General features: G+C 54.4%; 17 protein-coding genes. 11 read left to right on the forward strand and 6 right to left on the reverse strand.

The window, feature by feature from the left end; genetic code table 11:
* Window position 1: 1 nt before the first annotated feature.
* Window positions 2-766: a pyruvate dehydrogenase complex transcriptional repressor PdhR gene (pdhR, locus tag KVT28_RS14805; RefSeq protein WP_008108566.1), complete on the reverse strand. Its 765-nt coding sequence runs from the start codon at window positions 764-766 to the stop codon at window positions 2-4.
* Window positions 767-1,279: 513 nt separating this feature from the next.
* Here pdhR and aroP point away from each other — a divergent pair.
* From aroP to KVT28_RS14820, 3 genes are all read left to right on the forward strand, one after another.
* On the forward strand, window positions 1,280-2,635 hold the full coding sequence (gene aroP, locus KVT28_RS14810) for an aromatic amino acid transporter AroP (protein WP_110867537.1): 1,356 nt from the start codon (window positions 1,280-1,282) through the stop codon (window positions 2,633-2,635).
* 161 nt (window positions 2,636-2,796) lie between these two features.
* Window positions 2,797-4,203, forward strand: coding sequence for a glycoside-pentoside-hexuronide (GPH):cation symporter (locus tag KVT28_RS14815; RefSeq protein WP_217549097.1), 1,407 nt, complete (start codon window positions 2,797-2,799; stop codon window positions 4,201-4,203).
* Window positions 4,200-5,153 (forward strand): family 43 glycosylhydrolase, encoded by a 954-nt coding sequence (locus KVT28_RS14820; protein ID WP_101762097.1) that lies wholly within the window; start codon window positions 4,200-4,202, stop codon window positions 5,151-5,153. The genes KVT28_RS14815 and KVT28_RS14820 overlap by 4 nt, the downstream gene beginning before the upstream one ends.
* On the opposite strand, the gene ampE is transcribed toward KVT28_RS14820, so the two are convergent.
* Window positions 5,135-5,989, reverse strand: coding sequence for a beta-lactamase regulator AmpE (gene ampE / locus KVT28_RS14825; RefSeq protein WP_110867534.1), 855 nt, complete (start codon window positions 5,987-5,989; stop codon window positions 5,135-5,137). The two genes, KVT28_RS14820 and ampE, sit on opposite strands and share 19 nt — an antisense overlap.
* A gap of 16 nt (window positions 5,990-6,005) precedes the next feature.
* Window positions 6,006-6,557 carry a 1,6-anhydro-N-acetylmuramyl-L-alanine amidase AmpD gene (gene ampD / locus KVT28_RS14830; RefSeq protein WP_217549099.1) on the reverse strand — a complete coding sequence of 184 codons (552 nt, stop codon included), beginning with the start codon at window positions 6,555-6,557 and terminating at the stop codon, window positions 6,006-6,008.
* Between the two features lie 182 nt (window positions 6,558-6,739).
* On the opposite strand from ampD, the gene nadC reads away from it, so the two are divergent.
* The 4 genes from nadC to hofC all read left to right on the forward strand — a co-directional run bounded on the left by nadC (window position 6,740) and on the right by hofC (window position 10,837).
* On the forward strand, window positions 6,740-7,636 hold the full coding sequence (gene nadC, locus KVT28_RS14835) for a carboxylating nicotinate-nucleotide diphosphorylase (protein ID WP_217549101.1): 897 nt from the start codon (window positions 6,740-6,742) through the stop codon (window positions 7,634-7,636).
* Window positions 7,637-7,813: 177 nt separating this feature from the next.
* The gene (gene ppdD / locus KVT28_RS14840; protein ID WP_101762101.1) at window positions 7,814-8,257 is read left to right on the forward strand and encodes a prepilin peptidase-dependent pilin; all 444 of its coding nucleotides are present in this window, start codon (window positions 7,814-7,816) and stop codon (window positions 8,255-8,257) included.
* A complete protein-coding gene (gspE, locus tag KVT28_RS14845) occupies window positions 8,257-9,645 on the forward strand; it encodes a type II secretion system protein GspE (RefSeq protein WP_217549103.1) in 1,389 nt (462 codons plus the stop codon). Before ppdD ends, gspE begins: the two co-directional genes overlap by 1 nt.
* Entirely contained in the window at window positions 9,638-10,837 is a 1,200-nt protein-coding gene (gene hofC / locus KVT28_RS14850; protein WP_217549105.1) for a protein transport protein HofC, read from the forward strand. The genes gspE and hofC overlap by 8 nt, the downstream gene beginning before the upstream one ends.
* Before the next feature lie 33 nt (window positions 10,838-10,870).
* On the opposite strand, the gene KVT28_RS14855 is transcribed toward hofC, so the two are convergent.
* Complete coding sequence (locus KVT28_RS14855; protein WP_110867529.1) at window positions 10,871-11,911, reverse strand: GMP reductase; 1,041 nt, start codon at window positions 11,909-11,911, stop codon at window positions 10,871-10,873.
* 218 nt (window positions 11,912-12,129) lie between these two features.
* Here KVT28_RS14855 and coaE point away from each other — a divergent pair, with 218 nt between their 5' ends.
* The 3 genes from coaE to yacG are packed head-to-tail and all read left to right on the forward strand — an operon-like array spanning window position 12,130 to window position 13,692.
* Window positions 12,130-12,738: a dephospho-CoA kinase gene (gene coaE / locus KVT28_RS14860; protein WP_101762105.1), complete on the forward strand. Its 609-nt coding sequence runs from the start codon at window positions 12,130-12,132 to the stop codon at window positions 12,736-12,738.
* 4 nt (window positions 12,739-12,742) lie between these two features.
* On the forward strand, window positions 12,743-13,486 hold the full coding sequence (gene zapD, locus KVT28_RS14865) for a cell division protein ZapD (RefSeq protein ID WP_101762106.1): 744 nt from the start codon (window positions 12,743-12,745) through the stop codon (window positions 13,484-13,486).
* An 8-nt stretch (window positions 13,487-13,494) separates the two neighbouring features.
* Window positions 13,495-13,692 (forward strand): DNA gyrase inhibitor YacG, encoded by a 198-nt coding sequence (yacG, locus tag KVT28_RS14870; RefSeq protein WP_061718119.1) that lies wholly within the window; start codon window positions 13,495-13,497, stop codon window positions 13,690-13,692.
* Between the two features lie 27 nt (window positions 13,693-13,719).
* On the opposite strand, the gene mutT is transcribed toward yacG, so the two are convergent.
* On the reverse strand, window positions 13,720-14,115 hold the full coding sequence (gene mutT, locus KVT28_RS14875) for an 8-oxo-dGTP diphosphatase MutT (RefSeq protein WP_101762107.1): 396 nt from the start codon (window positions 14,113-14,115) through the stop codon (window positions 13,720-13,722).
* Between the two features lie 188 nt (window positions 14,116-14,303).
* On the opposite strand from mutT, the gene KVT28_RS14880 reads away from it, so the two are divergent.
* On the forward strand, window positions 14,304-14,690 hold the full coding sequence (locus tag KVT28_RS14880) for a response regulator (RefSeq protein ID WP_101762108.1): 387 nt from the start codon (window positions 14,304-14,306) through the stop codon (window positions 14,688-14,690).
* Window positions 14,691-14,732: 42 nt separating this feature from the next.
* Here the strand turns inward: KVT28_RS14880 and secA are convergent, their stop codons facing one another.
* Window positions 14,733-17,438, reverse strand: coding sequence for a preprotein translocase subunit SecA (gene secA / locus KVT28_RS14885; protein ID WP_101762109.1), 2,706 nt, complete (start codon window positions 17,436-17,438; stop codon window positions 14,733-14,735).
* Window positions 17,439-17,487: the final 49 nt, after the last annotated feature.

Genomic DNA, 17,487 nt, shown 5'->3' on the forward strand with positions numbered 1-17,487 from the left:
GTTATTCCTTACGTTGCTGTAAACGACGCAGGGAGCGTTCACGACGACTCTGCTCCCGACTTCTATCCAGCAAGATTTCCTCAATGAACGCCAGGTGACGATGAGATGCCTCGCGTGCTTGTTCTGGCTCACGAGCCACAATCGCCTCGTAGATACTGGCGCGGTGACCGCTCACTTTCGCCAGCATTTCCCGACGAGCGTAGAGCAATTCAAAATTCTGACGGACGTTTTGTTCCAGCATAGGGCCCATGGAACGCAGCAGATGCAGCAACACCACATTATGGGCGGCTTCTGTGACAGCGATCTGATACTTCATCACTGCATCCGCTTCGGCGTCGAGATCGCCGCTGTCCTGTGCCTGCTGAATATGAACGTGGCAGTCGCGGATGCGCTGCAGATCTTCATCGGTTCCCCGCAGTGCCGCGTAATAGGCAGCCACGCCTTCCAGCGCATGGCGGGTTTCCAGCAGGTCAAACTGAGATTCTGGATGTTCGGCAAGCAGACCGACCAGCGGGTCGCTCAGGCTTTGCCAGAGATTTTTTTGGACGAAGGTGCCGCCGCCCTGACGACGTAGCAGCAGGCCTTTAGCTTCCAGGCTCTGAATCGCTTCGCGCAGGGATGGACGTGAGACATCAAACTGTTTCGCCAGTTCACGCTCGGGGAGCAGTTTTTCACCCGGCTGGAGCGTCCCTTCCATAATGAGGGATTCCAGCTGTTGCTCAATCGCATCGGAGAGCTTGGGTTGGCGAATTTTACTGTAGGCCATCTTCCCTTCTTATCAGCCAAACGTCCAGAGTAAATTGGTAATACCAATTGAAAAATGGTGCCGGTAAAGTAACAAAGTATTCACCTTGTGTCTATATGGGTGCGGTCACACTTCAGGGGAGGATCGTAGCGCTGGTGCGCTAACCTACCGGCATCAAGCGAGAAATCCCCCGCACGCGGCAAATGTTAACGAATTGCACTTTTACCTAACCTTACACTGAGTTAGCCCCCGAAAAACGGCCCAACCATAAGGGAAACCTATTCGTGTTCACCCTTTTTTCATGGCAGAAATACTGCGACGGGCGCGCAGAGGATGCTGCTGCTTTTTCAGTCATCTCTCAGCACAAAAAGCAAAAGCAGGTGCAAACTGTCGCGCTTATCACTATTCTGAACGCCATGGTAGCTCATGCATGCACACAGCACGCCAGATACCGTAAAGAAAAGAATACATTAAGGTAAACAGCCTTACAGTGCGCGCACTGCAGGTGCACAATAACAACATCACGAGGTTTGTATGGAACAACAGCATGGCGACACGCTGCACCGCGGCTTAAAGAATCGCCATATTCAGCTGATTGCGCTGGGCGGAGCCGTAGGTACTGGCCTGTTTCTGGGTAGCGCATCAGTGATTCAATCGGCCGGTCCGGCCGTGATTCTGGGATATGCGATTGCCGGTTTTATTGCCTTTCTGATCATGCGCCAACTCGGCGAGATGGTGGTTGAAGAGCCGGTTGCCGGCAGCTTCAGTCACTTCGCCTACAAATATTGGGGCAACTTCGCCGGTTTCGCCTCGGGCTGGAACTATTGGGTGCTGTATGTGCTGGTTGCCATGGCCGAACTCACCGCTGTGGGCAAGTACGTACAATTTTGGTGGCCGGATTTTCCTACCTGGGCCACCGCCGCCATCTTCTTTGTATTGATCAACGCCATTAACCTGACCAACGTCAAAGTGTTCGGTGAGATGGAGTTCTGGTTCGCGATTATCAAAGTGGTCGCGGTCATCGGCATGATTCTGTTCGGTGGCTGGTTGCTGTTTAGCGGCAACGGCGGCCCGCAGGCGAGCGTCAGCAACCTGTGGGATCAGGGCGGCTTCCTGCCTCACGGCATGACCGGATTGGTGATGATGATGGCAATCATTATGTTCTCGTTTGGTGGTCTGGAGCTGGTGGGCATCACTGCCGCAGAAGCCGACAATCCACAAGAGAGCATCCCGAAAGCCACCAATCAGGTGCTGTGGCGTATTCTGATTTTCTATATTGGCTCACTGGCGGTGCTGCTCTCGCTGCTGCCGTGGACGCGCGTGACGGCGGATACCAGCCCGTTCGTGCTGATTTTTCATGAGCTGGGCGATGCCTTTGTGGCCAACGCGCTGAACGTGGTAATCCTGACGGCGGCGCTGTCGGTCTACAACAGCTGCGTTTACTGCAACAGCCGCATGCTGTTCGGCCTGGCGCAACAGGGTAACGCGCCGAAAGCATTGCTGAAAGTGGACAGTCGCGGCGTGCCGGTTGCCACCATTCTGGTCTCAGCCGTAGCGACCCTGCTGTGTGTACTGATCAACTATCTGATGCCAGGCGAAGCCTTTGGCCTGCTAATGGCGCTGGTGGTTTCCGCACTGGTGATCAACTGGGCGATGATCAGCCTCGCGCATCTGAAATTCCGTAAAAAGAAAGACCAGCAAGGTGTCACCACGCGCTTCAAAGCGGTGCTCTATCCGCTGGGTAACTGGATCTGCCTGGTGTTCCTCGCCGGTGTGTTGGTCATTATGCTGATGACGCCAGGCATGGCGATATCGGTATGGTTGATTCCGGTATGGCTGGTGATTCTGGCTATCGGTTACACCATCAAGAACAAACTACAGAAAGCGTAATGTTGTTCCTGCCCGGCACGCTGTTGCCGGGCAGCACTTCTGATCTGGCTCACACTTTTCCCCGCCCGCGCGTTTTGTCCATCTACCCGACCATTTGCTCCCCAGCAGATTACTGATTTTGCACAGATAATTCCTGCTCATCATATCGCTGGAGACGATCAATGAAAGGAGCAGCCCTCTCGTTCAGAGAGAAACTGGGATATGGCATGGGCGATGCCGGATGCAACATGATTGGCGGTGCCATCATGCTGTTCCTCAATTATTTCTACACTGATGTGTTTGGTTTAGCCCCGGCGCTGGTCGGAACACTATTACTGTCGGTACGCGTACTTGATGCGGTAACCGATCCGATCATGGGGGCGATTGCCGATCGTACGCACAGTCGCTGGGGCCGCTTCCGTCCGTGGCTGCTGTGGGTTTCCGTGCCTTACGTGCTGTTTAGCGTGCTGATGTTCACCACGCCGGAGTGGAGCTACGACAACAAGGTTATCTGGGCGTTTGTCACTTACTTCCTGATGTCACTCACTTACACCGCCATCAACATTCCTTACTGCTCGCTGGGCGGTGTGATCACCAACGATCCGGGTGAGCGCGTGTCATGTCAGTCCTATCGCTTTGTGATGGTGGGCATTGCCACGCTGATCCTCTCACTTTCGCTGTTGCCGATGGCCGAATGGTTTGGCGGCGACAACAAAGCGCGCGGTTATCAAATGGCCATGGGCGTGCTAGCGCTGATCGGTTTGGCAATGTTCCTGTTCTGTTTTGCCAATGTGCGTGAACGCATTCATCCTGCGACGCCAAGCAACGATGATTTGAAACAAGATCTGCGCGACGTGTGGAAAAACGATCAGTGGGTGCGCATTCTGCTGCTGACCTTCTGCAACGTCTGCCCCGGTTTTATCCGCATGGCCGCCACCATGTACTACGTCACTTGGGTGATGGGGCAATCAACGCACTTTGCCACGCTGTTTATCAGCCTGGGCGTCATCGGCATGATGTTCGGCAGCACACTGGCAAAAATCCTCACCGATCGCTGGTGCAAGCTCAAGGTGTTCTTCTGGACCAACATCGCGCTGGCGCTGTTCTCCTGCGGCTTCTACTGGATTGATCCGCACGCCACCGTCGCGGTGGTCATCGCCTACTTCCTGCTGAATATCCTGCACCAGATTCCCTCGCCGCTGCACTGGTCGCTGATGGCCGACGTGGATGATTACGGCGAATGGAAAACCGGCAAACGCATCACTGGTATGAGCTTCTCCGGCAACCTGTTCTTCCTCAAAGTGGGGCTGGCGGTTGCGGGGGCGATGGTCGGTTTCCTGCTGTCGATTTATGGCTACGATGCCGGCGCAAAACAGCAGGCCCCCAACGCGATTAACGGCATCATGCTGCTGTTCACGGTGATTCCGGGCGTGGGATATCTGATCACTGCCGGCGTGGTGCGTTTAATGAAAGTGGATCGCAACTTAATGCGTACGATTCAGGCCGACCTGGCGCTGCGCCGTGCCCATTCACACCACGAATCCCCTATCGCGTCCTCTGCGACTGCGCAACCTGGAGAGATCAAATGAGCTGGCCCAATCCTTTTATTACGCAACGCGCCGATCCCTTTATTCTGCGCCATGCCGATGGCTACTATTTTATCGCCTCGGTGCCGGAATATGACCGACTGGAGATTCGCTATGCCTCAACGCTGGCTGGCCTGATTGAGGCAGAAGCGGTAACGGTGTGGCACAAACCGGATACCGGCCCGTTTAGCGCGCTGATCTGGGCGCCAGAACTGCATCACATCAACGGGCAATGGGTGATCTATTTCGCCGCCGCACCGACGCGGGCGATAAAAGATGGCCTGTTCCAGCACCGCATGTATGCGCTGGTGTGTAATGATGCCGATCCGCTGAGCGGTAACTGGCAGCCCTGCCGCCGCGTACATACGCCCATCGACTCCTTCTCACTGGACGCCACCTACTTCCACCATCAAGGTAAACACTGGTATCTGTGGGCGCAAAAAGATCCGGCGATTCCCGGAAACTCTAACCTGTATCTTGCCGAGTTGCTCAATCCGTGGACGCTAAAAAGCGCCCCGCTGATGCTGAGCCGACCAGAGTATGAATGGGAGTGCGCAGGATTTAGCGTTAATGAAGGACCGGCGGTGATTCAGCATGGCGACCAGCTGTTTGTCACCTATTCCGCCAGCGCGACCGATGAAAATTACTGTCTGGGGATATTAAGCATTGATGTGTTGGCCGATCCGCTCAACATCAACGCCTGGCGTAAATCCGCGCGACCGGTATTTGCCACTAGCTGGGATAATCAGCAGTACGGGCCGGGACACAACAGCTTTACGGTGGATGAAGCGGGAAGAGCGGTGCTGGTGTATCACGCGCGCAATTACACCGAAATTGAGGGCGATCCGCTGTGGGATCCGAATCGCCATACGCGCTTGAAATATTTCGACTGGCGTGAAGACGGCACACCGGATTTTGGCGTGCCGCCAGCCGATCACACCAGCGTGCCGTAGATCGTCAACAGCGCGACCACCACCACCAGCACCAGAGAAATACGTTTCGCCAACGCCACTGCAACACGTGGCGTTTCGACTTTATCCATGTGCGGATCGCGCGCCAGCGAGAACTGCGCCAGGCTGGTCAGCACCTGATATTGCGGGCGATGCAGATCGCCCAGCGCGGCAAACCACGCTGGCAGTGCACGTTCGCCGTGGCCGAGCAACGCGTAAGCCACGCCGGCCAGACGCACGGGGATCCAGTCCAAAACGTGCAGCAGACGATCAACGCCAGACTGCGAGCGCGCCAGCGGCGACTGATGCTTCGCCAGCCAGCTCTGCCAGGCTCGCAGAAACGCATAACCCACCAGCAGCACCGGGCCGTAAGGTCCACCGACCACAAACCAGAACAGCGGCGCAAGATAGAAGCGGAAGTTAATCCAAATCAGCGCGTTCTGCAGTTCACGCAGGAACTCGCGCTCGCTGCACTCAACCGGCACGCCGTGAATCAGCGTCAGTTCAGCCGCCATCGCCTGATGCGCCGCTTCATCGTCATGGCTCGCGGCCTTGAGATAGCTGTGATAGTGCAGTCGCACCGAACCCGCGCCGATACACAGCAATCCCACCAAAATCCAGAACAGCAGTTGCGCCACGCCAAACAAGATGCCTTTCAGGCTCCACACCACCAGCCAGACGATCAGCATCGCTACCACTGTCATCATCAGCGTGCGCAGCAGGGAAAAACGCTGGCGGCCACGAAACAGCGGCTCCAGCCGATGGTCCAGTTGCCAATGCTCACCCAACTTAAACAGGCGTTCCCAACCTAAAACCAATAACAAGCTAAACAACGTCATACCCGCTCCTGCTGTCTCAGGGATTCTCCTGCCTGATGGATTCTCTATAGCGCAACCAGTCAAAAGAGGAACCGGGATCGGTTTTCCGCTCTGGTGCGATATCGCTATGGCCGGTGATGCGCGCAGGCGTCAACGGATAGTGCTGCAGCAGGAGTTGAGTCACCTGTTGCAAAGTCGCGTACTGGGCATCGGTATAGGGCAGCGTATCAGTGCCTTCCAGTTCAATGCCCATGGAAAAATCGTTGCAGCTTTCACGTCCTTCAAACTGCGACACGCCGGCGTGCCAGGCGCGCTGATCGAAAGAGACGTATTGCACCAGCTCGCCGTCGCGACGGATTAAACAGTGCGCCGCCACGCGTAAATGGGCGATGTCCGCAAAATAGGGATGCGCATCGGCAGGCAACGTGCCGGTAAATAAGCGATCAATCCACGGCCCGCCAAACTCACCGGGCGGTAAACTGATGTTGTGAATCACCAACAGCGAGGGCACTTCATCATTTGGACGCTGATTGAAGTGTGGTGAAGGTACTTTACGCGCGCTGGTAATCCAGCCCTCTTCCAGTTTCATGCTGTTAAATCCTAAGCAAAATCAGGCTGAGAATAACATGTTTCACCCAGCAGACTTGCGACTTAATGCGCCGACGCGGCCGAGTTCAGGATACTAAACATTTCACCGCCAGCAACTGGCAAAGGTCGATAAATCAGGCTAAGGTGAGCGCAAGAAATTTCGTCTTGTGGAGTGGCAAAACCATGGCAACGCGTCGTTACGATCCCGATCATCGCCGTCAGGAACTGATTAAACGTATAGAACAGGATATCCCGGAAGCCGTTGCCCAGGCGCTTCAGGAGGATTTAGGTGGCGAAGTGGATGCGAATCGCGATATCACCGCGTTGCTGCTGCCAGCAGAAAAGCAGGCGGTGGCAAAAGTCATCACCCGTGAAGCCGGTGTTTTTTGTGGTAAACGCTGGGTAGAGGAAGTATTTATCCAGCTCGGTAATAAAGTCACTCTTAACTGGCATGTAGAAGATGGACAAGCGCTGGTTGCCGATCAGCTGCTGTTCGAGCTTACCGGCCCGGCGCGCCTGCTGTTAACCGCAGAACGCACCGCACTCAACTTCGTGCAGACGCTCTCTGGCGTGGCCACCGAGGTTAGCCGTTATGTCGCCCTGCTGGCGGGCAGCGAAACCCAGTTGCTTGATACACGCAAGACCTTGCCAGGCCTGCGTACCGCGCTGAAATATGCGGTGTTGTGCGGTGGCGGTAATAACCACCGTTTAGGCCTGTCGGATGCTTTCCTGATAAAAGAAAACCACATTATCGCCAGCGGCTCGGTGCGTAACGCCGTAGAAAAAGCGCTGTGGCTGTCGCCGGATGTGCCGGTAGAAGTTGAAGTTGAATCGCTGGCGGAACTGCAGGATGCCATCGATGCCGGAGCGGACATCATCATGCTCGACAACTTCAGCCTTGAGATGATGCATGCAGCGGTTGCGCTAACCCACAAACGCGCGCTGCTGGAAGTCTCTGGCAACGTAACCGAAACCACGCTGCCACAAATTGCCCAGACTGGCGTTGATTATGTCTCTGTCGGCGCGCTGACCAAACATGTGCGCGCGCTGGATCTGTCGATGCGTTTCCGCGAGCTTTAATGCCTCGTTCTGCCGCGTGTTAGTGCGGCCGATATGCGAGCTGGCTTCCAAAATGCTGTTATCTCCGCTGTAAATCTGACGATTCTCTGCGCGATGCTTTCCAGCCTCGCGCAGCCATGACTTCCGCTTTCCCTCGCCCTTTTCTACCGTAGCGGCTCCACAACAAGGAGCCTCACTATGGACAGACAACGCGGTTTTACCCTTATCGAATTAATGATTGTGATTGGCATCGTCGCCATTCTCAGCGCCATCGGTTTACCGGCTTATCAAAACTACCTGCAACGCGCAGCGCTCACCGACATGCTGCAAACCATGGTGCCGTACAAAACAGCAGTAGAACTCTGTGCCATTGAGCGCGGCGGACCGGCGCAGTGTCAGGCAGGAGAACGCGGCATTCCGGTGGCCAAAGGTTCGCGCTATGTGGCAACGCTTAGCGTGGTCAACGGAACCATCAACCTGACCGGCCAGGAAAGTCTCAGCGGATTAACGGTTGAAATGCTGCCGATTTGGAGCGCAACGGATGGCACGTTGAGCTGGCAACGCACTTGTACCAGCGATAACAGCAGCCTGCGCGATAGCTGCCTCGAGCAGTTTCGCTTTGCCGACAAGGATGCCAACTGATGTACAACCCTAATAGTGCGCTGCACACGTTGTGCGCACGTTATCAGGCGGTGATTCTGCACCATGACGCCACGCTACTGCGCGTAGCGGTAGCCGACACACCCGATCCGCTGCTGCTGGAAGCGCTACAGTTCGCCAGCCAGTGCAAGGTCGAGGTCGAGTGCTGGCCTGCGGCACGGCTTGAGCAGTTGCTGCACGAGCCGGATGCCGCTGCAGCACCACGTGAACAGGCCAGCGCTGAGTCAGCGATTAACGCGGTCGATCAGATTTTGCGCCAGGCCATTCAGCGGCGCGCCTCAGATGTGCATTTTGAACCGCAGCGCCATGGACTGCGGGTGCGTCTGCGCATCGATGGCGTGTTGCACAAACTACCTCAGCCTTCTGAAGCACAACCCGCTGCGATTCTGGCGCGCCTGAAAATTCTCGGAGGATTGGATATCGCCGAACGGCGTCTGCCGCAGGACGGACAGTTTACGCTGGAAATAGAGGACAAACTGGCGGCGTTTCGTCTCTCAACGCTACCGGTAAGCCAGGGCGAAAAAGCCGTGGTGCGGCTACTACAAAGTGAAAACAGCGCCATCACCCTCGATAAACTCGGCATGCCCGCAGCACAGCTGCGTTTACTGAAAAACGCGCTGGCGAAACCGCAGGGTTTAATTCTGGTCACCGGACCGACCGGCAGCGGTAAAACCTTCACGCTCTATAGCGGGTTAAGCGCGCTTAATGTGCCAGAGAAGAACGTTTGTAGCGTGGAAGATCCGGTTGAGATCCCGCTGGATGGTATTAATCAAACGCAGATCCAGCCGCGTAGCGGGCTCGATTTCAATCGTGTGCTGCGCGCACTACTGCGCCAGGATCCCGATGTGATTATGGTGGGGGAAATCCGTGATGCCGAGACGGCCAGCATCGCCGTTAAAGCAGCGCAGACCGGCCATCTGGTGCTTTCCACACTGCATACTAACTCGACTGCTGAAACCCTGACGCGCCTGCGCCAGATGGATGTTCCCGGTTATCTGCTGGGCCCCGCTTTGCAGTTGGTGGTGGCGCAGCGTCTGGTCAGACGCTTGTGCGTGCATTGCCGTCAGCCGGGACAAGCCATCGCCCATCTGCCGGCCGAACTCTGGCCGGGCACACTGCAAACCTGGCGAGCGCCGGGCTGTGATCACTGCTTCTCCGGCTATTACGGGCGGCTGGCGCTGTTTGAAGTCTTGCCGCTAACCAGCAAATTGCAGAATGCTATCTCGGCAGATATGCCGCTGGAACATCTGCTAACGCTGGCAAATGAACAGGGAATGAAAACATTGCTAGCTGCGGGGCTGGAAGCAGTAAGTCGCGGCGATACTTCTTTTGAAGAGATGCAGCGCGTGGTGGGACTGGGCGATGGCTAATCTCTATCATTTCCGCTGGCAGGCTCTTGATACCATGGGTGTGCTGCAGGAGGGCGAATCACTTAATGCCAGCCAGGATGCGTTGCTCAATCAACTCTCCGATCGCGGCATGCTGCCGGTGAACTGGCAGCGTGGAAAATGCTGGCGTTCGCGCGACTGGAAGTGGCAACAGAAAATCGATTTGGTGCGGCAACTGGCGACGCTGCTCAAGGCCGGCTTGCCGCTGGCGGAAAGTCTGATTCTGCTGGCAGAAGGCCATCCTCATGCCGGTTGGCGGGTATTACTGAAAGGATTGCAGCGCCGCGTCATCGCCGGTGAGCCCTTCTCGCAAGCCTTGCAGGAGTGGCCGCAGATCTTTCCCCCGCTGTTTCCCGCTTTGATGCAAGTGGGTGAATTAACCGGCCAACTCGACGAGTGCTGTCGCCAGCTGGCGCAGCAGCAAAGCAAGCAGCAATACTTACGGCAAAAAGTGGTGAAGGCGCTGCGCTATCCCCTGTTTATCTTGCTGGTAGCGCTCGCGGTCAGTGCTGGCATGCTGCTGTTTGTTTTGCCAGAATTTGTCTCTGTCTATGCCAGTTTTGATGCGCAGCTGCCCGCTTTTACTGCTGCGGTGATGTCGCTGTCAGAACTGCTGCAGAAGGCCGCGCTGCCGCTGTCGCTAGTAGGTGCCGTATTAGTGATGATTGTGCAGCAGACTTATCGACGTTCGGTACCGTGGCAAAAGCGCGTACATCAATGGTTACTGCGTATGCCACTGTTATCTTCGCTGTGGCGCGGCGGGCAGCTCAGCCAGATATACGCCATCCTGCAACTTACACAACAATCCGGTTTGACCTTGTTGCAAAGCCTGCAGGCGGTTGAAGTGACCTTGGTATCGCGATTGTGGCGCGATGCCATCGTTCAGTTGCAGCAGCACATTGCTGCGGGTGCGCCGCTGCATCAGGCGCTGCAACAGCATCTGCTGTTTACACCCCTGTGTGCCCAACTCATCCGAGTGGGTGAAGAAGCAGGTGCGTTAGATGTGATGCTGGCACGGCTGGCGGAGTGGCACGAGGCGCAAACATTAGCGCGCGCTGATGCTCTGGCGGCATCGCTGGAACCGATGATGATGGTGGTAATCGGCGGGATTGTTGGCACCTTAGTGATTGCAATGTATCTGCCGGTATTTGGTCTTGGCGATGCCATTCGATGACGGGCACGCGCGATGCGCGCCCGTTGGCAGAGATTAACGAGTGAACACGCGGTTCTCTTGTTCAGCGACGCGGATAAAGGTGGTGCGTTTCGTCAGCTCTTTCAATCGTTCAGCACCGACGTAGGTACAGGCTGAGCGTAAACCGCCAAGGATATCTTTAACCGTCTCCTCAACCGGGCCGCGCACCGGCAACCGCACGGTTTTGCCTTCCGCCGCACGGTATTGTGCGACACCGCCAACGTGGCGTTTCATCGCCGATTCGGAACTCATGCCGTAGAACAGCATAAATTTCTCACCCTGTTCTTCAACGATGGTTCCTTCACACTCGTCATGTGCCGCAAGCATGCCGCCGAGCATGGTGAAATCTGCACCGCCCCCGAAAGCTTTGGCAATGTCACCTGGAACCGAGCAGCCGCCGTCGCTGACGATTTGTCCGCCTAAACCGTGTGCCGCATCTGCGCACTCGATAACGGCAGAAAGCTGAGGATAACCAACGCCGGTCTTCACGCGTGTAGTGCACACTGAGCCGGGGCCAATACCCACTTTGACGATATCTGCGCCAGACAAAATCAGCTCTTCCACCATTTCACCGGTAACCACGTTGCCTGCACAGATGGTTTTACCTGGGAAGCTTTCACGCACGCGCAGCAGGAACTGAACGAAGTGCTCAGAGTAGCCGTTAGCAACGTCGATGCAGATAAAGTTGAGCTGCGATGATAACGCCAGAATGGCGGATAACTTCGTGAAATCTGATTCTGATGTACCAGATGAGACCATCACATGACTCAGCACCGCCGCTGGCACGCGTTGTACAAATGCCTGCCACTCTTGCACGCTGTAATGTTTATGCACTGCGGTCAGTACGTTAAAACTCGCCAGGGCTTCAGCCATCGTGAAAGTACCGACGGTATCCATGTTGGCGGCAATAATCGGTATGCCACTCCAGTTCAAGCCTGAGTGTTTAAAGGTGAAGGTGCGTTCCAGCTCAACCTCGGAACGGCTTTTCAAAGTGGAACGTTTTGGGCGGATCAAAACATCTTTAAAGCCCAGTTTTAAATCTTCTTCAATGCGCATAGCTGATTATCCTGGTTAGTGACGACGAACCGCGGTTCGGGTAGCGCTCACGGCTCCAGTGTCGTTATCATACGCGCCATTCGTTCCGCGACAAGACTGCGAATTTCACTTTATTTAGGCTACAATCCCTTAAATTTAGCTGAGAAAATTGATTGTGATCATGCTCTCATCTTGCTGTGGTTAATCGCCGCTCACGATATAAATTTTGCGAGAACGCTATGCCTTATACCGTTGCGCTCACCGGCGGCATTGGCAGTGGTAAAACCACTATTGCCAACGCTTTCGCAGCGCTAGGCGTTGATATTATTGACGCTGACGTCATTGCCAGAGAAGTTGTTGAGCCCGGAACGCCTGCCCTAAAGGCGATTGCTCAGCGTCATGGAGATACCATTTTGACGGCAGAAGGCACGCTCTATCGTGCGCGGCTTCGTGAAATTATTTTCCAACAGCCACAAGAGAAAAATTGGCTCAATCAGTTGCTTCATCCACTCATCAACGCCCGCACGCAACAATTAAAATTATTGGCCACTTCACCTTATGTGCTTTGGGTGGTGCCGCTGTTGGTCGAAAACGGCTTACAGCATCAGGCCGATCGCGTGTTGGTTGTGGATGTGGATACCGCCACGCAGTTGCAACGCACCCAACAGCGAGATGGTATTTCGCTAAGTCAGGCGAAAAATATTCTTGCCGCACAGGCTAGTCGCGAACAGCGTCGGGCCTGTGCGGATGACATCATTGATAACAGTGGTACGCCTGAACAGGTGCTACCGCGCGTTGCTGAGCTTCACCAGCGCTATCTACGCCTGGCAGCAACCGGAAAGGATTAACATCATGAGCACAATTGTTCTGTTTGAACACCCTTTGAATGAGAAGATGCGCACCTGGCTGCGCGTCGAATATCTGATTGATCAGCTGCATGAAACGGTGCCGGTTAACGGTTCGGTATCAGCACTTGGCGTTTTCCGTATTCTTAGCGATTTACTGGATATTTTTGAGCGCGGAGATATGCGCACTGAATTGTTAAAAGAACTAGAGCGCCAGCAACAAAAATTACGCGCCTGGCTGGATGTGCCAGGCATTGATGAACTGCGCGTGAATGATCTGCGTCAGCAGTTGAAGCAATGCTCAAGCGAACTCATGGCGGCACCGCGCATGGGCCAACAGTTACGTGAAGATCGCCTGGTTGCTCTGGTACGTCAGCGTTTGAGCATTCCCGGCGGCTGCTGCAGTTTCGATCTACCCAGCCTGCACATCTGGCTGCATCAGGAGCAAGCGGTGCGAGATGTTCAGGTGAATGGCTGGCTGGCATCACTGAATCCGCTGCGTAATAGTTTGACGATGATCCTCGATTTGGTGCGTCAGTCTGGCATATTTCGTCATCAAACCAGCCTCAACGGTTTTTATCAGGATAACGCCGAAGGATCCGATTTACTGCGCCTGCAATTAACTCTGGAAGACGCGCTGTACCCACAAGTCTCGGGTCACAAAAGCCGTTATGCGATTCGTTTCCTGCCATTAGACAGCGAACGCGGAGAAGTACCAGCCCGACTGAATTTTGAATTAGCTTGTTGTTAGAGGAAGTTATGCCAGAAGAGATAATTACCGTACCTTGCCCCAATTGTCGTCGCGATGTGATTTGGGATGAGTTGAGCCCGTGGCGGCCATTCTGCAGCAAACGTTGCCAGCTGATTGATTTAGGTGAATGGGCAGCAGAAGAGAAACGTATTCCCAGCAGCGGTGACCAGATGGACAGCGATGACTGGAGCGAAGAACAGCAGTAAAAAGTAAGGGGCTAAGCGCCCCTTCACTTAAATCTCGCCAGCCACTAATCGGCTGATCAATTCATGGTTCGCAGGCGGAAATTCATCCGCGACCAAATCCTGCTGTTCGACCCAACGCTGTGGCTGACCTTCACGACCATAAGGTTCGCCGTTCCAGCCTTCAACCAGGAAGAAATGCAGCGTAACGCGCAGATCTTCATAACTGTGATCGGCCTGACCAATCGCGCTTGCCGACGTGACTTCAATACCGGTTTCTTCCATCAGCTCACGCTTGAGCGCCTGCTCGGCAGATTCATCTTGTTCAATTTTTCCGCCGGGAAACTCCCACTTATTCGCCATATAGGAGCTTGCCGCACGCTGGGCAAGGAAGATTTGACGTTCTGTATTGCGAATGATGCCCACCGCAACCTGCAGGTGTTTCATAAGCTGGATTCCGCTTTTTTAATAAAATGAGCGCTGAGTGTAAATCAGACATCGAGTGATGTTAACCGTTGAGCGGAAAGTGACGTCCCACGCACTACAAAAGCCAGTGATTAAGACATGTCGTAAGGATCGCAACCGGGAATGTTGGGAATACTCGCAGCACTTTCTTCTGTTAAACCCGACTACCTATGGAATTTAAAGAAACAACGTTTCTGGCGCAAACTACGCCGGAACAATTACATGCCCTACGCCATCTGGTATTTCATGACATCCTGACGTTAGACAGCGCAAAGAACACCTTAACATGGTGGCCTGAACACAAAGTTATTTCGTTGAATGAAGCGCAAAAACGATTCTTCTCCTGTCTGTTGCTGCGGATTACCTCGAAGCGTCAGATTATTGCCACCGTTTGGAATGAGAGCTATCCGAGCATCAGCGATAACAATTACCATCAGCTACTGTTCCAAAGCCGGGCGCTGTTGAAGCGAGCTGGCTTACCGGATGGTTTGCTGGTCACGCTGCCGTATCATGGCGTGCGCCTAAACGAAGAGAAACTCATGGCGATAACACGCTAAATCGTCAGCAAAAAAAAAGGAGCCCGAAGGCTCCTTTTTTTATCAGGCCAGACGGCCGTGACACTGCTTGTATTTTTTGCCGGAACCACATGGGCAGAGATCATTACGGCCCACTTTACGCTCCCCGCCTTGTGCGGCTAACGCTTCGGCTGCTGCGGTGGCATCATCAACATGGCTCAGCTGCTGCTGTTGCGCTAAACGCTCCGCTTCTTCACGGCGCTGCTGCTCCATCGCTTCCACTTCTTCTGGCATGCGTACCTGAACTTTGCTCAGGGTGCTAATCACTTCGTACTTCAGTGATTCAAGCATCGCCGCAAACATAGAGAAGGATTCACGCTTGTATTCCTGCTTCGGATCTTTCTGGGCATAACCGCGCAGGTGGATGCCCTGACGCAGGTAATCCATCGCTGCCAGATGCTCTTTCCACAACGAATCCAGCGTTTGCAGCATCACGCCTTTCTCAAAGTTGCGCATCATCTCTTCGCCAACCACTTCTTCTTTAGCAGCATAGCTTTCTGCGGCGTGGGTCATGATACGTTCGCGCAGCGTCTCTTCGTGAAGATCGGGCTCTTTATCCAACCACTCAGCAATAGGCAAGTTGAGATCGAAGTCGTTACGCAGACGCTCTTCCAGGCCGGCAACATCCCACATCTCTTCCAGTGACTGCGGCGGAATGTAGGTATCAATGGTAGTTTTATAGACATCTTCACGGATGCTATTGATGGTTTCAGACACATCAGACACATCCAGCAGTTCGTTACGCTGGCTGTAGATGGCGCGACGCTGATCGTTGGCAACGTCATCGTATTCCAGCAGCTGTTTACGAATATCGAAGTTGCGGCTTTCCACTTTACGCTGCGCGTTGGCAATCGCTTTAGTCACCCATGGATGCTCGATTGCTTCGCCTGGCTTCATGCCCAGTTTACGCATCATGTTCGATACGCGATCTGAAGCGAAGATACGCATTAATGCATCTTCCATCGACAGGTAGAAGCGTGAAGAACCGGCATCACCCTGACGACCCGCACGACCACGCAGCTGGTTATCGATACGGCGAGATTCGTGACGCTCAGTACCAATAATGTGCAGACCGCCTGCAGCCAGCACCGCATCGTGACGCAGTTTCCACGCTTCTTTCATCGCCTGAATCTGCTCTTCGGTTGGCTCGTCCATTGCGGCGAGCTCAGCCTGCCAGCTCCCGCCCAGCACGATATCGGTACCACGACCGGCCATGTTGGTTGCGATAGTAACCGCTGCAGGTTGACCCGCCTGAGCAACGATATCCGCTTCGCTGGCATGGAATTTGGCATTCAGTACGCTGTGTTTAATGCCCGCGCGCGTCAGTTCATTGGAAACGACTTCAGATTTCTCAATCGAAATTGTACCCACTAACACCGGCTGCCCTTTAGCAGTGCAGGCACGGATGTCTTCGATAATGGCGTCAATCTTCTCTTTCTCGGTCATATAGACCAGATCGGCCATATCTTTACGCACCATCGGACGGTTGGTTGGCACCACGATCGTGTCGAGCTTATAGATGGAGCTGAATTCGAATGCTTCGGTATCTGCGGTACCGGTCATACCGGCCAGTTTCTCGTAGATACGGAAGTAGTTCTGGAAGGTAATGGAAGCCAGCGTCTGGTTTTCATTCTGGATTTCCACGCCTTCTTTCGCTTCAACCGCCTGATGCAGACCATCTGACCAGCGGCGACCTTGCATGGTACGGCCGGTGTGTTCATCAACGATGACCACTTCGCCATCTTTAACGATGTAATCAACATCGCGGGTGAAGAGTGCATGAGCACGCAGCGCCGCAGTAACGTGGTGCATCAGCATGATGTTGGTCGGGGAGTAGAGTGACTCGCCCTCTACCATGATGTTTTGGCTAACCAGTAGCTCTTCAACTTTTACCAAGCCGCGCTCGCTCATGTGTGCCTGGCGCGCTTTTTCATCGACCCAGAAATCGCCTTCGCCCTGGAAGGTTTCAGAGTCTTCTTTTTCCTGACGCACCAGATGCGGGATGATCTTGTTAACTTTGGTATACAGCTCAGAGCTGTCTTCCGCCGGACCAGAGATGATCAATGGCGTACGTGCTTCATCGATCAGGATTGAGTCGACTTCATCCACTAATGCGTAATGCAGCTTACGCTGCACGCGCTCTTCCGGACTGAACGCCATGTTGTCGCGCAGGTAGTCGAAGCCGTATTCGTTGTTGGTGCCGTAGGTGATGTCAGCGGCATAAGCTGCACGCTTAGCCACGGCTGGCATGTTTGGCAGGTTAATGCCGATGGTCAGGCCAAGGAATTCAAACAGTGCACGGTTATTTTCGGCATCACGCTGCGCCAGATAGTCATTGACGGTAACAACGTGCACGCCTTTGCCGCTCAGCGCGTTCAGGTAAGCGGGCAGAGTCGCGGTCAGGGTTTTACCTTCACCGGTGCGCATCTCTGCGATGCAACGTTCGTTGAGCACCATGCCGCCAATCAGCTGCACATCAAAGTGACGCATACCGAAGACGCGCTTACTTGCTTCACGTACGGTGGCAAAGGCCTCAGGAATCAGGCTCTCAAGGCTTTCGCCTTTTTTCAGGCGCTCGCGGAACAGGTCAGTTTTCGCTTTCAGTTCATCGTCAGAGAGCTTTACGAAATCCGGCTCCATCTTATTGATGACGTCGACGATTTTGCGCATACGGCGCAGAGTACGATCATTGCTGCTGCCGAATACTTTAGTTAATAATTTGATTAGCATGATAAATTTTTCTCAATTCAGCCGTGATTTCACGGGCTGCAAAATCTGA

The organism is Pantoea sp. GbtcB22, assembly GCF_019091025.1.
Classification (GTDB): domain Bacteria; phylum Pseudomonadota; class Gammaproteobacteria; order Enterobacterales; family Enterobacteriaceae; genus Pantoea; species Pantoea leporis.

What these genes read in the sequence shown, in the direction of transcription:
- coaE (WP_101762105.1), top strand. Translation starts at nt 12,130, where the DNA reads ATGCCTTATACCGTTGCGCTCACCGGCGGCATTGGCAGTGGTAAAACC.
- secA (WP_101762109.1), bottom strand. Translation starts at nt 17,438, where the DNA reads ATGCTAATCAAATTATTAACTAAAGTATTCGGCAGCAGCAATGATCGT.
- KVT28_RS14815 (WP_217549097.1), top strand. Translation starts at nt 2,797, where the DNA reads ATGAAAGGAGCAGCCCTCTCGTTCAGAGAGAAACTGGGATATGGCATG.
- mutT (WP_101762107.1), bottom strand. Translation starts at nt 14,115, where the DNA reads ATGAAACACCTGCAGGTTGCGGTGGGCATCATTCGCAATACAGAACGT.
- ampD (WP_217549099.1), bottom strand. Translation starts at nt 6,557, where the DNA reads ATGAAACTGGAAGAGGGCTGGATTACCAGCGCGCGTAAAGTACCTTCA.
- gspE (WP_217549103.1), top strand. Translation starts at nt 8,257, where the DNA reads ATGTACAACCCTAATAGTGCGCTGCACACGTTGTGCGCACGTTATCAG.
- KVT28_RS14855 (WP_110867529.1), bottom strand. Translation starts at nt 11,911, where the DNA reads ATGCGCATTGAAGAAGATTTAAAACTGGGCTTTAAAGATGTTTTGATC.
- nadC (WP_217549101.1), top strand. Translation starts at nt 6,740, where the DNA reads ATGGCAACGCGTCGTTACGATCCCGATCATCGCCGTCAGGAACTGATT.
- aroP (WP_110867537.1), top strand. Translation starts at nt 1,280, where the DNA reads ATGGAACAACAGCATGGCGACACGCTGCACCGCGGCTTAAAGAATCGC.
- ampE (WP_110867534.1), bottom strand. Translation starts at nt 5,989, where the DNA reads ATGACGTTGTTTAGCTTGTTATTGGTTTTAGGTTGGGAACGCCTGTTT.
- zapD (WP_101762106.1), top strand. Translation starts at nt 12,743, where the DNA reads ATGAGCACAATTGTTCTGTTTGAACACCCTTTGAATGAGAAGATGCGC.
- KVT28_RS14880 (WP_101762108.1), top strand. Translation starts at nt 14,304, where the DNA reads ATGGAATTTAAAGAAACAACGTTTCTGGCGCAAACTACGCCGGAACAA.
- KVT28_RS14820 (WP_101762097.1), top strand. Translation starts at nt 4,200, where the DNA reads ATGAGCTGGCCCAATCCTTTTATTACGCAACGCGCCGATCCCTTTATT.
- hofC (WP_217549105.1), top strand. Translation starts at nt 9,638, where the DNA reads ATGGCTAATCTCTATCATTTCCGCTGGCAGGCTCTTGATACCATGGGT.
- pdhR (WP_008108566.1), bottom strand. Translation starts at nt 766, where the DNA reads ATGGCCTACAGTAAAATTCGCCAACCCAAGCTCTCCGATGCGATTGAG.
- yacG (WP_061718119.1), top strand. Translation starts at nt 13,495, where the DNA reads ATGCCAGAAGAGATAATTACCGTACCTTGCCCCAATTGTCGTCGCGAT.
- ppdD (WP_101762101.1), top strand. Translation starts at nt 7,814, where the DNA reads ATGGACAGACAACGCGGTTTTACCCTTATCGAATTAATGATTGTGATT.